The organism is Thermogemmatispora onikobensis (genome assembly GCF_001748285.1).
Classification (GTDB): domain Bacteria; phylum Chloroflexota; class Ktedonobacteria; order Ktedonobacterales; family Ktedonobacteraceae; genus Thermogemmatispora; species Thermogemmatispora onikobensis.
In genome coordinates this window covers 1-14,531 of the sequence record NZ_BDGT01000083.1, presented here as the reverse complement: position 1 = coordinate 14,531, position 14,531 = coordinate 1, and the positions used below count along the sequence as shown (strand labels likewise).

The 14,531-nt window shown below is 61.3% G+C and carries 10 protein-coding genes; 5 read left to right on the top strand and 5 right to left on the bottom strand.

The genetic code is table 11. From position 1 onward, the window contains the following. Positions 1 to 2,278: UvrA family protein (locus tag BGC09_RS23055; RefSeq protein ID WP_084659213.1), on the bottom strand; the 2,278-nt coding region annotated here is incomplete at its 3' end. A gap of 501 nt (positions 2,279 to 2,779) precedes the next feature. Here BGC09_RS23055 and BGC09_RS21140 point away from each other — a divergent pair. Together BGC09_RS21140 and lepB are read left to right on the top strand one after the other, a co-directional pair. Beyond that, positions 2,780 to 3,472, top strand: coding sequence for a hypothetical protein (locus BGC09_RS21140; protein ID WP_141727900.1), 693 nt, complete (start codon positions 2,780 to 2,782; stop codon positions 3,470 to 3,472). A 221-nt stretch (positions 3,473 to 3,693) separates the two neighbouring features. Further along, positions 3,694 to 4,545: a signal peptidase I gene (lepB, locus tag BGC09_RS22375; protein ID WP_084659212.1), complete on the top strand. Its 852-nt coding sequence runs from the start codon at positions 3,694 to 3,696 to the stop codon at positions 4,543 to 4,545. Between the two features lie 1,087 nt (positions 4,546 to 5,632). Here lepB and BGC09_RS21125 read toward each other — a convergent pair. Both BGC09_RS21125 and BGC09_RS21120 read right to left on the bottom strand, forming a co-directional pair. Then, positions 5,633 to 6,118: a hypothetical protein gene (locus BGC09_RS21125; protein ID WP_069806185.1), complete on the bottom strand. Its 486-nt coding sequence runs from the start codon at positions 6,116 to 6,118 to the stop codon at positions 5,633 to 5,635. A gap of 274 nt (positions 6,119 to 6,392) precedes the next feature. Then, positions 6,393 to 7,493, bottom strand: coding sequence for a cupredoxin domain-containing protein (locus BGC09_RS21120; protein ID WP_069806184.1), 1,101 nt, complete (start codon positions 7,491 to 7,493; stop codon positions 6,393 to 6,395). Between the two features lie 519 nt (positions 7,494 to 8,012). On the opposite strand from BGC09_RS21120, the gene BGC09_RS21115 reads away from it, so the two are divergent. Continuing rightward, on the top strand, positions 8,013 to 10,430 hold the full coding sequence (locus BGC09_RS21115) for an endonuclease MutS2 (RefSeq protein WP_069806183.1): 2,418 nt from the start codon (positions 8,013 to 8,015) through the stop codon (positions 10,428 to 10,430). A gap of 17 nt (positions 10,431 to 10,447) precedes the next feature. Here BGC09_RS21115 and BGC09_RS21110 read toward each other — a convergent pair whose 3' ends face one another. Further along, positions 10,448 to 11,518, bottom strand: a complete 1,071-nt coding sequence (locus tag BGC09_RS21110; protein ID WP_069806182.1) for an N-acetyltransferase DgcN family protein — start codon at positions 11,516 to 11,518, stop codon at positions 10,448 to 10,450. A gap of 321 nt (positions 11,519 to 11,839) precedes the next feature. Between BGC09_RS21110 and BGC09_RS21105 the strand changes: the two genes are divergently transcribed. Together BGC09_RS21105 and BGC09_RS21100 are read left to right on the top strand one after the other, a co-directional pair. Further along, positions 11,840 to 12,310, top strand: coding sequence for a hypothetical protein (locus tag BGC09_RS21105; RefSeq protein WP_069806181.1), 471 nt, complete (start codon positions 11,840 to 11,842; stop codon positions 12,308 to 12,310). Between the two features lie 216 nt (positions 12,311 to 12,526). Next, positions 12,527 to 13,216: a molybdenum cofactor guanylyltransferase gene (locus tag BGC09_RS21100; protein WP_069806180.1), complete on the top strand. Its 690-nt coding sequence runs from the start codon at positions 12,527 to 12,529 to the stop codon at positions 13,214 to 13,216. Positions 13,217 to 13,258: 42 nt separating this feature from the next. Here BGC09_RS21100 and fni read toward each other — a convergent pair whose 3' ends face one another. Continuing rightward, on the bottom strand, positions 13,259 to 14,446 hold the full coding sequence (gene fni, locus BGC09_RS21095; RefSeq protein WP_069806179.1) for a type 2 isopentenyl-diphosphate Delta-isomerase: 1,188 nt from the start codon (positions 14,444 to 14,446) through the stop codon (positions 13,259 to 13,261). Between the last annotated feature and the right edge of the window lie 85 nt (positions 14,447 to 14,531).

Sequence of the window (14,531 nt, the reverse complement as noted above, 5' to 3'; positions counted from 1 at the left end):
CAACGAACTTGCCCAGCGGGATACGCACCGTAATATTTTTCAGGTTATTCTCGCGAGCGCCCACAATGGTCAGAAAGTGGCCATTGCCAGGCCGGCGCTGGGTAGGGGTGGCGATGCGTCGCCGGCCCGAGAGGTAAGCGCCCGTCAACGATTGCGGATGAGCGGCCACCTCGTCGAATGTGCCTGCTGCCACCACCTGGCCACCGTGCTCGCCCGCGCCTGGGCCGATATCGATAATATAGTCGGCGGCGCGCATCGTATCCTCGTCGTGCTCAATGACCAGCACCGTATTGCCCAGATCGCGCAGGCGCAACAGCGTCTGAATCAGGCGATGGTTATCGCGCTGGTGGAGGCCGATGCTTGGCTCATCCAGAATATAGAGCACGCCCATCAGGCCCGAGCCGATCTGGGTGGCCAGGCGGATACGCTGGGCCTCGCCGCCGGAGAGGCTCATCGCCGTGCGATCCAGCGTCAAGTAGTCCAGGCCCACGTCGACCAGGAACTGCAGGCGGGCGCGGATCTCCTTGAGGATCTGACGGGCAATCAACCGTTCGCGCTCGCTCAAGCGTACCTTGACCAGCGGCTCATTGGGAGGGATCGGAGCCAGCGGATCGGGCGCGCGCGGCTCGCCGTCCTCGCTATGGCCGCCGATCAGCGGCTGCACACCCAGAGAAGGGGCCGGACCGGCATCCAGCTCCTGGAAAAAGCGCTGGGCCTGTTTCACCGAGAGGCGGGTCACCTGGACAATATTGCGTCCACCGACTGTCACCGCCAGCGCCTCCGGCTTCAGACGCGCTCCTCGGCACTCGGGGCAGAGGCGGGTCGACATGTAGGTCTCGATCTCCTCGCGGATCAGCTCGCTCTCCGTCTGACGATAGCGGCGCTCCAAGTTGGGGATCACTCCCTCAAAGGTCACCGTATACGAGCGCGTCTGGCCGTGCTGGGGTGTATAGCGAATCGTCAGCGGCTCCTGGGTGCCGTAGAGAATCAGTTGCTGTTGCTCGGGCGGTAGCTCGCGCCAGGGACGATCGAGATCGATCTGAAAGCGCTTCGCCAGCGCCTCCAACTTGGCCGACTCCCACTGGCTGCCATTGACCATCTTACTCCAGAGGGCGATGGCGCCCTCACGGATTGTCAGGTCGGGGTTGGTCACCAGCAGCTCGGCGTCTAGCTCGCGCTGGGTTCCCAGCCCCGTGCAGGCCGGGCAGGCACCGTGAGGGCTGTTGAAGCTGAAGGTGCGCGGCTCGATCTCTGGCAGGCTGATACCGCAGTAGACGCAGGCGAAGCGCTCCGAGAAAAGCACCTCCTCGCCGCCGACGATGGAGACCAGGGCCACGCCATTGCCCAGCTTGAGCGTGGTCTCTAACGAATCGGCCAGGCGCTGGCGGAAAGCCACATCGACCTCATCTTGCTCTGCCAGTGTTGCTGTCCCCTCTTCGGCAGGAGCCACCGCCCGCGATGTGGCTCCCTCTCCATCGTTGCCATCCTGGTCCGCTGGGGAGCGCGAAGGCAAGGCGTAGGGGACCGCTTCCTCGGCCACGCGGCGCAGTGCTGGCCTCTCACTCGCTTGAGAGGAAGAGGGGGGGGCCGTGTTGTTGCCGACCTGGCTGGGGGTCAGCATGCTCAGTGTAGCCCGGCGTCCCGCCTTGTGGATCACCAGGCGATCGACGACGACCTCGATCGTGTGCTTCTTCTGCTTATCTAGCTCGATATTCTCGCTCAGGTCATAGATGGTGCCATCGACGCGGACGCGCACGTAGCCCGAGCGGCGCATCTCTTCGAAGAGATGCTTATACTCGCCCTTGCGTCCCTGCACCAGCGGTGCCAGCAGCATGATGCGCGCTCCTTCGGGCAGCTGCAAGACCACGTCGACGATCTGCTGGACAGTCTGACGGCTCACCTCGCGCCCGCAGCGAGGACAATGAGGATGGCCGACGCGGGCGTAGAGGAGGCGCAGGTAGTCATAGATCTCCGTCACCGTGCCGACCGTCGAACGAGGGTTATGGGTTGCCCCCTTCTGATCGATCGAGATCGCGGGAGACAGTCCATCGATGTGGTCGACATCGGGCTTATCCATCTTATCGAGGAACTGGCGAGCGTAGGCCGAGAGCGACTCGACATAGCGGCGCTGGCCCTCGGCGAAGATCGTATCAAAGGCCAGGCTACTCTTGCCGGAGCCTGACAACCCGGTGATGACCACCAGCCTGTCGCGAGGGATAGTCAGATCGATATTCTTCAGATTATGTTCTCGTGCGCCACGGATAACAATCTTATCCACTGTTGCGATCCCCAAGCTTCTCGTTTCTTGTTTCTATCTCTTTTGGTATGAATCTATTTGACTGGATGTTCAACAGATCGAGCGTGCTGCGCGGTTGGCTCAAGAAGTCCTGTCCTGGGGGAGGAGGTCCTGGTCCTGGGCAGGTAGGCGGGGGCTACGAGCCAATGTGACTAAGACAAACGTTCCATATCGTTATCAGAGTACAACACAGGACCCACCGCGTCAAGTCTGGAGGATCTGATCGTTTGTTCCTCCTCCAGGGCGTCCTGGACGGGGAGCGCTCTGGTCCACGGCTCAGCTCTTTGGAGCAGCTGTTGCTGACGCAGGCGTGAGGCGGTGGGCGGTAGCCAGAAATTCCCTTCTGCAGGCTGGCCAGGATATGCTATAATAACGCCCGTTGCGCAACCTGTCGCACAAGCCAGCTTCTTCGAGATCCGGCGCTTCGGTGCACTGAAGACGCAGAGAAGCGGCGATAATTTCTATGAGGAACGGGAAAGTGCTATGTCTCGATCCGCCTGCTCCACCTGTCGACGACGACTCATTCGCAGCCACTCCGGCTGTGTGCCTCTCTCGCGGTTCTCGCTATTCATACTCCTCACAATGCTTGCCCTGATAGTGGTTGCCTGTGGTGGAGAGGGTAGCAGCTCCGGTGCCGGAACCCCAACGACGGGGGCGCGGGCCGATGCCAGCCCGACCGCCGGTCTGATCACGGCGCCTGGAGGCGTGCAGCTCAGGCTCTACCGGGGCGACGGCTTCAGCATCGGCTATCTGCCGGACTGGCAGGCCAGTCCTGCTGGCAGCAGTGTCGAATTCAGCCACGAGGCCGACACTGCTACTCTTTCAGTACAGGTTGTGCCCAATCCCAACGCGGCCACCTCGCCGGAAGAGACCGTCAGCGTGAGCCTGGATACTTTCGAGAAAAGCGGCCTCTACAAAAACTTCAAAAAGGTCAGCCTGGCGCCCACTACTACCGTAGGGGGCCAGACCTGGCGGCAGCAGGGAGCCACAGGCGATGTGCAGATCCTGGGGAAGCAGGTTCGCATGGAGATCCTGATGCTGGCAACCAATCACCCGGCGCATTCCGTGCAGACCAGGCTCTTCAGCATCTACCTCGTCGCGCCGGCGGAGCGCTACCAACAGCTCTATCAGAACGCTTTTGCCCCGATGTTGCAATCCTTTCGCTTCCTCAACTAAAGGACGAACCGAGCCACGGGCGAGCCGCCCTGGCTGGCGGGAGCATAGCCCGAAAGGAGGAGGGGAGATGACCATGAGCGGAGCCGGGCAGATGGGCCTGCTGCGGCCTCTCGCCTTGTCGGGAATGCTCCGGAGCTGTAGAGTTTGCCACCAGGGTGCCTTATAATAGTACTGGCTGAAATACCCTGAGCACACTGGCGTGTCTAGCGCCGGGAGTTCGCATGAATCCAGAGCTTGATTTTGAGAAGCGCTGGCGTCTGGTCCGCGAAGTGATCGAGACGCTCGTCCTCACAGGGCTCATGTTCTTCATCATTCGCTTTGCTATCCAGAATTTCTACGTTGAAGGCATGAGCATGGAGCCGAATCTCCACGACAAAGAGCTGATCCTCGTCGACAAGTGGTCGTACCTCTTCCATGCGCCAGCGCGTGGCGACGTGATTGTCTTCGTTGCTCCTCCCAATCCCAGTCAGGATTACGTCAAGCGCATCATTGGCGTCCCAGGCGATGTGATCACGATCCAGGGAACGACGGTCATTGTCGATGGTGTGACCCTCCATGAGACCTATGTTGATCCGCGTCGGCAGGGCAACCCCTATCCTTCCTTTTCCAATCGCGTTGTACCGCCCGACAGCTACTTTGTATTAGGAGATAATCGGGCTGGTAGCTCAGACTCGCGCGACTGGGGCTTCGTGCCGCGTAAGAATATCATTGGGCGCGCCGCTCTCGTCTACTGGCCGTTAGGAGAGGATAACAATGGCTTCCTGCCCGATGTCTCCTCGGTCTTTGCCGAAGTCCATCAGCGCCAAAGTGCCGCGCTGCTGTCATCGGCGCTCGCGACACGGGCCTCTGCCTCCTCGCGCCCTGCGCCGCCGTTACAGCCAGATCAGTCCCTGCTGGCGCTCTTGCTCTTTCCTCCGCTTATCCTCCGACCTGGACGCCAGGCAGTCTGGAAGCAGACGAGCCATTGGCGCTGGAAGAGGGACCAAGGAGAAGGTCGACGGCGTGGTTTTGGAGCACGACAGCCAGCACCGGATGGTGTAGCCGCTGTTGGGCTGTGGCCAGATGCTGGTTGACGATTGTGGTGAGATCGTCGTCGGAGAGAATCCAGCTGATGGGACCCTGGATGTGGAGGGTGCTGACACGCAGTTGACCAGCGCTGGCCTGGGGCACGGCGCTAATGTGGTTGGCCTGGCCATAGAGGGTAAAGTCGAGGGTGATGGCGCTGGGGGTGACGCTGAAATGTGCGTCCTGCATGGGGCTGCTGGGCGAGTGGGCCAGGGTCAGGAGGTTATTGAGCACGGTCTCGCTGATGCGGACTGGACCGCCGGGTAGCTGCGCGGTACGCGCAGGGTCGATCTCTTGAACGGCACTGTCGAGGGTGGCGTTGAGCTGCTCCTTAGCCAGCTGGTTGAGCGTGGGGCGAATGAGCAAGGCCCAGGCAGCCAGGAGCAGGACAAGCAAGATAACAAGCGTGCCGAGGCAGCCAAGGAGCCAGCGTCGGCCAGCATGCCGCCGGCGTGTGGGCGCCGTGATGCTGCTGCGACTGGCCAGCTGCTGCGGCGTCCAGGCTGGGACCGGTCTGTCGCCAGGGAAGGCAGGCCCAGGGCTGGCTGGCGCGCTCAGAACGGCACCGCAGGCGGGACAAGACTGCGCTGCCAGGGCGATGGGAGCGGAACAATGCGGACATTGCACGGTGTTCACCTCGTCTCGCTTTTCGGCATGACAGCGCATCGAGTGCTTCCCTCCCCTCGCTGTCACACCCCTCGCATAGAGCATATCATATTTTTGATCAACGTGGCTGCTCCTTACCTTTTGCGCGTGACGGTACAAATGCTTGTATCTTGACTGCTCATCAAGATAAGATTTATAATCTGGAATAGAGACAGAATCTAGTCATTATTATAGGTATGAATGGTTCGATATTCAGGAGCAGGAGAGGCAGTTAGTAACTTCTAATACAAAGATACTTCGGATCTGGCCTTAACCTCTCTTAGTGATGCGCCGATCACCTTGAAGGAGAGGTAATAGCATGCGCCATCAAGATCTGCCGCGAACATTACCTGAGTTGATCCAGCATGCTCCGTTCCCTGTCTACGGAAGCAGCCGTCTGCCAACAGACTTCCGGCTTTGCAGCTACGGTGCGGGGATTTCCCATCTTGGTCAGGCCGGTTGGTCAGGCTCACGGGGCGAGCGCCGGCTCCCCAAAAAGTCCAGGCGCAGAATCTCATCCATCGTCGCCAGTGTCCGCGCGCGCAGGGCTGGGTCAGCCTCCAGCATGGCCCGCACCTCGGCAATGAGCGCCTGCTCTTGCTCTGCAGGCAGGCGATGATAGCCGTAGAGCTGGTGCACGGCGGCAGCGGCGGCGCGACGCAGCTTCTCGGCGTCATCCATCGCCGGCAACGGCTGCCGCTCGCTCACAGGATGGTCCGTCAGACCTGGCGGCAGCTCGCCCAGGGCTGTCAGCGGCTCCAGGCCATCGGCAAAAAACTCGGCCTCCTGACCGATCAAGTGGGCCGCATTAGGGGTCGCCCGCTCAATGCGCACCGTCACGGTCTGGCGCTCCTCGTCCAGAGCGGTGATCGTCCCGGCCAGAAAAATCACCTCGACGCTTCCCCAATAGACTTGTTCACCTAGATGCAGGATCATAGCGGGTACTCCTCTCTACTCTATGCTATTCCACCGGAATTTCTGGCGGCTCGTGGCGGTGCTGCTCTTCTCCTCTCCCTCCTGGCTGGCACGCAGCTGGCCCATGCAAGGGAGACTGAACAAACAGCCTCCAGAAAGCTATAAACGTTGGGAAAGCTCCTCTTTCCAGCCGGCAGAGGGGGCAAAAGAGGCTGAAAGGGTGCATCCTTGCACCCGTGTCGACCCTTGCGCTACCCATGCCATGACCGCTAGCCTTGGGAAGGCGCAGCGCTGCTTAGTCCTGATCACCGCCGTTTTCTTGTACGATCACTGTGAAATGCTGATTGGGGAACTGCTGGCAGGCAATTGTATAGGTTCCTGCCTCCTTGAAGAAGATCAGCTGGTGCTCGTTGCGGCGTAGCTCCACATGGCCAATGCCGGGATCAGGCTGCGCAAAAAAGGTCAGGTCGTAGTCAGAAAGGTTTGAAAGGGTAATGCTCTGACCCTCCTTCAGCCTGACCGACGTAGGCACGAAGAAGTAGGTGCTGTTCGGACGGGTGTAGTCTGCGTCGAAACTGACTGTCGCCACAGGCTCGAAACCACAGGTGACCCCGGGCGTCATCGAGACCTGTACGGTCAGCTGAGCCGAAGGATGCTCCTGCGAAGAGAGGGTAAAGGTACCGGCTTTGGGGAAGGGCACATATTCTGTCTCGCTCGGATCAACCACGGTGAAGCGTAGTCCAGCATCCGGTCGGCTGGTCAAGGTAAAGGTTTGCTGCGTGGTATTGACGATGGTCAGCGTATCACCCATCTTAAGCGAGACACTCCGCTGATCAAAGGTGTCATTCCCTCGGATTGTCACGCTGACCGGCTGATCGCATGTCCCTCCAGACCCGGCAGTGCTGGCGGCCTGAACCGGGATGCCATTATTAGGATAAGGAGTCACCTGCGCCCCTGGGGCAGCCTTGACCACAATGGGCTGGTGCATGCCGGCCTCATAGTGGCCACCGTAATGACAGCTGAATTCAAGCATGCCGGACGGGGCCGTGTGATCAAAGGTAAAGTCGAGCGTTTTGCTCTCGCCGGGGGCGATATTGTAAATATAGGCCAGGGCGCGCTGATAGACCTCATCCATGACCATTGTTTCAGTGCTCATGGGATGCATGATGAGAAAATCATGGTGATGCTGACCCTGATTGGTGACCACAAAGTGATAGAGCGTACCGGTGACAAAGGTGGTTTGCGGCGAGCGCACGAAGAAATCGCCAATAGTAATTTTGATGGTCTGCGGGCTGGCGACCTCTGTACTAGAGGCCACCCTGCCACAGGCCGTCAGCAACACGAGCAGCAGTGGTAAACAGAGCAGCGTTGGAGGCGCAAACGTCCGCACTTTCATAGTTTGCTCTTCCTTTCTTGCTGTCCACTGTCTCCCTGGAAGGCCGGGCCCCGACCATTGCCCGGGAAAGGAGGAGCGAGAAAGCAACCTCGCTGGCGTCTAGCTCTGGCTGCGTCGCGGCTCCGCAATTCCCTACTCAGGAACATTGTGAGAAACAGTGGTCTGTATCTATACATGGAAATATGCAATGTTGCTAATACCAATTTTATTTAAAGAATCAGCAGTCCTGCTGATGTAAGCGGGACCGTAGTTGCAAAGTACTACGGCCTGGTGAAGAAAGAACAGCAAAGGCTGGAGTCGGAAGATCTTGCCTCTGGGGGGATTCGCCGTTTCCTCGTGTTTGTTTTTTATGGTATGCTAAAGCCGTCTTCTTTTTTTGACGCCCTGGTCCAATTCTGGTGATGCTGATCTGGTGAGACAAAGGCATATGGGACAGAAGCCATGCCACTGGACAGTTGATATCATCAAGATCAAGAGAACTCATTGCACGCGAGTATTGGCAGGTGGTCATAGACATTTATGCACGAAAAAAGTATTCAGACCCTTGAATATCCCAAAATTCTGGAGCGAGTAGCCCGAGAAGCCAGCTTCTCCGCCAGCAAAGAGCTGGTGCTGGCTCTCCAGCCAGCGACCAGTCTCGAAGAGGTGCGGGAACGGCAGGTCTACACCAGCGAGGCGGTGCGTCTGCTCGACGTCCAGGCCAATGCCAGTGTGGGGCCGGCGCGAGACATCCGTCCGCTGGTCGCACGTGCGGCCCGCGAGGGGGTGCTGACGCCTCACGAACTGCTGGAGGTCCTCAATACCCTGCGCAGTGCCGCCCAGGTGGCGCGTCTTCTGGAGAAGCTCGACCCTGAAGAGTTCCCGCTCCTGCGGAGCCTGGGGGAGGCCATTCCCGAGCGGCCTCATCTCATGCGGCGTATCGAAGAGACCGTCAACGAAGACGGCGAGATCCTCGATAGCGCCAGTCCCTTGCTGAGGCGGCTGCGCTTCGACATTCGCAGCGCCACCCAACGTCTGCAAGAGCGGCTGCGCACCATCGTCAACGAACTGGCGCCCGCTCTACAGGAGCCGATCATCACCATCCGCAACGAGCGCTACGTGGTCCCGGTCAAGGTCGAGAACCGCAACCTCGTGCGGGGCATCGTCCACGACCAGTCGAGCAGCGGCGCCACGCTCTTCATTGAGCCACTGGTCATCGTCGAAATGAACAACCATCTGCGCCAGTTGCAGATTGAAGAGCGGCAAGAGATTGAGCGTATCTTACGCACCCTCTCGCACGAGATCGGGCGTGAGGCCGAGGCTTTGACAGAGATGGTCGAGCGCCTGGCCGAATTTGACCTGCACCTGGCCAAAGCCCGCTACAGTCGCCTCCTGCGCTGTAGCGAGCCGCGCCTCAACAACGAGGGGCGCATCGAGCTGCGTGGAGCCCGCCATCCGCTGTTGAGCGGGCGGGTCGTGCCAATCGACTTCCGCATCGGGCGCGACTTCTTCATGGTCGTCATCACTGGACCGAATACCGGCGGCAAGACCGTCGCTCTCAAGACGGTTGGCCTGCTGACCCTCATGGCTCAGGCCGGGCTGCATATTCCTGCCGAAGACGGCTCCGAAATAGCTGTTTTTGAGGAGGTCTTTGCCGACATTGGCGACGAGCAGAGCATCGAGCAGAACCTGAGCACCTTCTCCTCCCATCTGAGCCGGATCATCGAGATTGTGCGGCAGATCGAGAACTGGCAAGAGCGTAATCGGCCCGCCATTGGCGGCGAGCAGGTGCCACCCATCCTGGTTCTGCTCGACGAGGTGGGAGCCGGCACCGATCCCAGCGAAGGCTCAGCGCTGGCGCGAGCCATTCTGAGCTTCCTGTTGGAGCGGCGCATTACCACGGTGGCCACAACACACTACACCGAGTTGAAAGCCTTTGCCCACGAGCAGCCTGGGGCCGTGAACGCCTCGGTGGAGTTCGACATCGAGACGCTCTCACCAACCTATCACCTGAGCATTGGCCTGCCGGGCCGTAGCAATGCCCTGGCCATTGCCAGTCGCCTGGGCCTCGATGAGCGCATCATCGAGCGGGCGCGCGAATTCCTGGGCAGCGCCGGCGTGCGCATGGAGACGCTGCTAGAGGGCCTGCAGCACGAGCGCAAGGCCGTGGCCGATGAGCGCTTCCGCCTGAGCATGGAGCGCGCTGAGGCCGAGCATCAGCGCCGTCAGCTTGAAGAGGAGCGCCATCGCTTGGAGCGCGAGCGCGTGCGTATCCTCAACGAGGCGCGGGCCCGCGCGCGGCGTGAGATTGAAGAAGTACAGGCTCAGCTCGCTCGTATCAAACTAGACGTGCACCGCGTCAATTTGACGCGCGAACGTCTCGATCAGGCGCGGCGCCAGGTGCGTCAGCTTGACGAGAGACTGGAGTTACTCCCCGAGCCGGCTCAGAGTCAGCCGCAGGAAGAGCGGGAAGAGCTAAGCGAGGGGCCGCTGCAGGTTGGTGACCTGGTGCGGGTGCTCAATTTTGGCCAGAATGCCGAGTTAGTGAGCCTGGCGCCCGAGCGCGGCGAGGCCGAGGTTCAGATGGGGGCCTTACGCTTCCGCGTGCCGCTGGAGAACCTCCGGCGTCTCGGTGGACGTCAGGCTGCCGAGCAGCAGAGCCGTCGTCAAGCTCCGGCAGTGGTACTGCCGCGTGCTGAGGATCGCCCCGAGGTCTCCATGCAGCTTGATATCCGCGGCTGGCGCGTCGAGGAGGCGCTGGAGCAGCTGGAGAGCTACCTCAATGATGCCGCCCTGGCGGGCCTGGCGACGGTGCGCGTTGTCCACGGCAAAGGGACCGGCGCCCTGCGCTCGGCAGTACGCGAGCATCTGGCCAGGCATCCGCTGGTCAAGTCCTATCAGCCGGCTCCGGCCCGCGAAGGCGGCGATGGTGTGACAATCGTGAGTCTGAGCGCCTGAGCCAAGTTGGATGCTGTTTAGCTGGTGGCAGCGCTGAAGTGTTGCAGCAAGGCTGTCAGCAGCTTCTCGGGGCCGAAGCGCACCACATCGGTAGTTGGCAGGCCCGTTTCATCTTCGGTACGACGAATGGCCTCCTCGGCCTGCTGCAGCGAGAGGCCGCGCGTGATGAGGGAGATGCCCACCACTTTGCTGTTGCGCTGGCGATGCAGCCAGTTGACCACCTCTTCGTTCATCTGAATGAGGCGAGGCAGAGGGGGCAATGGGCAATGGGGGTAGCCCTCGATCGTGGTGGCCCCGGCCTGGTGACAAAAGATCATGGCGTCGGGGAGCGAGCCGTGCAGGAGGCCCAGCGTCACCGGCGAGTAGCCGGGGTGGTTGATCGAACCCTGACCCTCCACAAAGACCCAATCATGTTGGGCCGTCAATTCCAGCGTCATCTCTTCGACCATGCCGGCGATGAAATCGCTGATGATGCGGTCGACGGGCAGGCCGCGCCCGGCGATCATAATCCCTGTTTGTCCCGTGGCAAAGAAGGCGCTGTTCAGCCCACGGGTGCGGGCGGCGCGATCGAGTTCGATAGCAACGGTCATTTTGCCAGTGGCGCAGTCGGAGCCAACGGTCAGCACCGTGTGGCTGCCGGGACGATGCGGCTTGTAGGCCGCCACGACTTTCTTGTCGGGCGGGCGGCGCACATCCCAGATGGTCACACCGCGCCGCTCAGCGGCAGCCCGCAGCTCGGGGTCGTCGGCGATGAAATAGTGGAGGCCACTGATAATCTCCAGCCCGGCCTCGATGGCAGTGAGGAGCTGCGCACGCCAGGTTCGCGGCAGGTCACCCCCGATCGGGGCCACGCCGATGATGAGCGTTGTGGGCTGGTAGCGCAAGGCTTCGTGGATATCTCGTACCACGGGAAGGCCGTGCCCCAGGTCTCCACCCAGAGCCTGGGCGGCATCCTGGCCCGCGCGGGTGCTGTCAATCACTGCTACCACCGGGTCCTGGCTGTAGCGAATGATGCCCGTGGCCGTCTTGCCATAGTGCCACTCGAAATGGCCCTCGGCCATGATCACGATGCGTCGCGTCCGGGACATAAGGGGACTCCTTGACGTTGTCAGGTTAGGCTAGCGGAGAAGCGCGTGCTGAGACCGCTTGCTCTTCATTATATCAGAGACAAGTGCCGCCAGTCGCCTCGGCCCCGGACGATCGCCGCTTGCCAGCCTGGGCGCTGGCAGGAAGGAGCCAGTCGCTCAGACCGGCCAGGGCAGGCAGCCAGATGGCGGACAAAGGCCGGGAGGGGAGAGCCGGCCAGAACCTCTAGACTCCTTAGCCCGAGCATGGTATCATGTCCTCTGATATCTGCTGATATCTGCGCAGCGCAGCGAACTCATTCGCTCGGAGCAGAAGGGAGCACGATGAATTTTAACCTGATTAGCTGGCTCTTCTCTGACCCCTGGACGGCAGGACAGAACGCTGGCCTGGGAGGCCCCGAAGCCTTCCATTTCTATGTGCCCTGGCTCATTTTCTGTACCGCCGGGCTGCTGATCTGCTTCTACTATGCGGTCGAGGGCCGTAAGCGCTTCTTCAAGAACCAGGCCGTGATCAAGTACATGCTGGACCGCTATTTGAGCTGGTTCGCGGCCATCTGCCTGGTTGGCTATCCGCTGATCTTTGCCCGTGCTTATCTGGATCAGTACTTCTTTGCCTGGCGTCTCTGGCGCTATCTCTGGCTGCTGTGGCTGGTTGGCTGGGCGATCTGGTGGCTGGTCTATCTGGTGCGCAAGTTCCCCCAAGAGCAGGCGAGCTTTGTAGCCTATCGGCAGCGCCAGCAGTACATTCCGAAGAGCAGCCGCCGCAAGGCCAAGGCACGGGCGGCCTCTCGCTGAGCGCTGTTTCAGCCAACAGCGTCTTTTTCCTTCGCCTGCTCACTTGCTTGTGAGTTAGTTTGCTCGCCAGCGTAAAGAAAGCCATCACATCGGGCCTGCCCTCGTGCTCTCGCCACGATTGAGCGCGGGCTTGAGGGAGGCTTTTTTTGCTGACCGAGCTGTGAGTCTGGACCACACTGCAGCAACCCGACCCGAGATGGCATGTGCCCACGTCCTATGACAAAGAACCTGTGCCCAGCCGAGCGCCAACGAGTCGCCGCGCCCAGCCGTCCAGCCGCAGCCTGCCTGATTCTGGCTGGCGGACGCAGTCAGCGCATGGGGTATGATAAGGCCCTGCTGCCGCTGCCAGTGGCTGAGGCGAAAGACCAGACCTTTCTTGGGCGTCTGGCCCAACTGGCTCTGACGCTCACGCCGGAAGTGCTGGTCGTCGTGCGTGATCAGTGCACCGCCGCGCGCTATGCCGACTATCTTCCCCCGGCGGTCCGCCTGGTTGTCGATCTCGTTCCCGATCAAGGTCCCCTGATGGGTCTCTATAGCGGCCTGCTCGCTATGCAAGCTCCGCAGGCCGTGGCGCTGGCCGTCGACCTGCCTCTGCTTCGCTCTCAGCTCCTGGCCTGGCTGCTCGCTCTGCCTGCTCACGACCAACGGCTCTATATTCCCCTGATTGAGCAGCGTCCGCAGGTCCTGCTGGCCCGCTATCCTCGCTTCCTGGTGAGCACCATCGCCGCCCTGCTGGCCCGCGGCCAGCGCAATCCGCGTAGTCTGCTCGCTGTCGTCCCCGTGCGCTGGCTTAGCGAGGAAGAGCTACGGCCCCTTGATCCCGACCTGCGCTCCTTTCTCAACGTCAACACCCTCCAGGACTGGCAGCGTTTGGAAGAGCGGCTGAGCCAGCGACGTGCCCAGTGAGTGAGGCGCAAGAGAGGGACCACTGGGGTCTGGTTTGCTCGCTTAGCGATAGCCGTCGACCTGCTGGCGCTCCCTTGTCTGAGTCTCGGTCACAGCGATGCTGTAGGCGGTGGCTCTGGCGCGGCGATTGGCCAAAGCCCGCAGCTCCTCCTCAAAGCCACGCAAGCTGAGCCAGGCCCGCGTCTCGCCAGAGACGACTACGTCCGCCTGGCGCAGGGCTGCCAGATTGGCCGCTCCACTGAGCTGCATGGCGATTTTCAGCTCCGTCAGCGTTTGCTCCAGCAGCTCGCAGACGTGCTCGTAGCTCTCGCTGGCCGCCTTCAGGAAGGGGAAGCCCATGCCGACCAGTGTCGCGCCCAACGCCACGGCGCGTGCCACATCCAGCCCGCTGCGCACGCCGCCTGTGGCAACCAGCGGCAGACCTGCTGTTCCTGCTTCCACCAGGGCGATGGGCGTCGGAATACCCCAGTCGCGGTAGAGCTGCCCGATCTGTTGCGCCTGCGTCTCCCCGTGGGCGCGGGCCCGTGCGGCCTCCAGCGCCGACATACTGCTGCCGCCGGCGCCGCCCACATCGATAGCGGCCACGCCGCAGGCGCGCAGCAGCAGAGCCTGCTCGCGGCAGATGCCGGCCCCCGTTTCCTTGGCGATCACCGGCACCGTGATCTCCGCCGTCAACCGTTGCAGAGCCACGGCCACGCCACGCATACGCCGGTCGCCTTCGACCTGGGTCGCCTCCTGGAGGGCGTTCATATGCACCGCCAGGGCATCAGCCTGAATCATGGCGATGGCCGCCTCGACCTGGGTGCGCGTGAAGGCAGGATGGCGCCGCTGCTCAATCAGCTGCGGCGCGCCGATGTTGGCAATGATAAAGGCATGGGGCGCCTCCTCGCGGACAACGGCGTAGGTTGGAACCAGCTCAGGATTGACCAGGGCGGCCCGCTGACTGCCCACTCCAAGCGCCAACCCGTAACGCTCCGCGGCCCGTGCCAGATGGCGATTGATGGTCTCGGCCTCCGGGTGACCGCCGGTGAGAGCGGAAATGACCACCGGGCAGGCCAGGCGTCGCCCCAGGAAAGTGACCGTCGTGTCGATCTCCTCCAGATCTACCTCGGGTAGTGCCTGATGAACCAGGTGAATATCGCCCCAGCCAGCTCGCTGGCTCACAGCGATCCCTTCCTCCAATGCCACGGTAATATGTTCGAGCTTTCGCTGTTTGATCTCATCCGTCATGTGCTGCTTTGCGCCTCCTTGAAAATAGCTCGTCTTCCTCTCCAGAAAAAAGCTCCTGTCAGATAGACGAGAGGAGGCCCAAAGA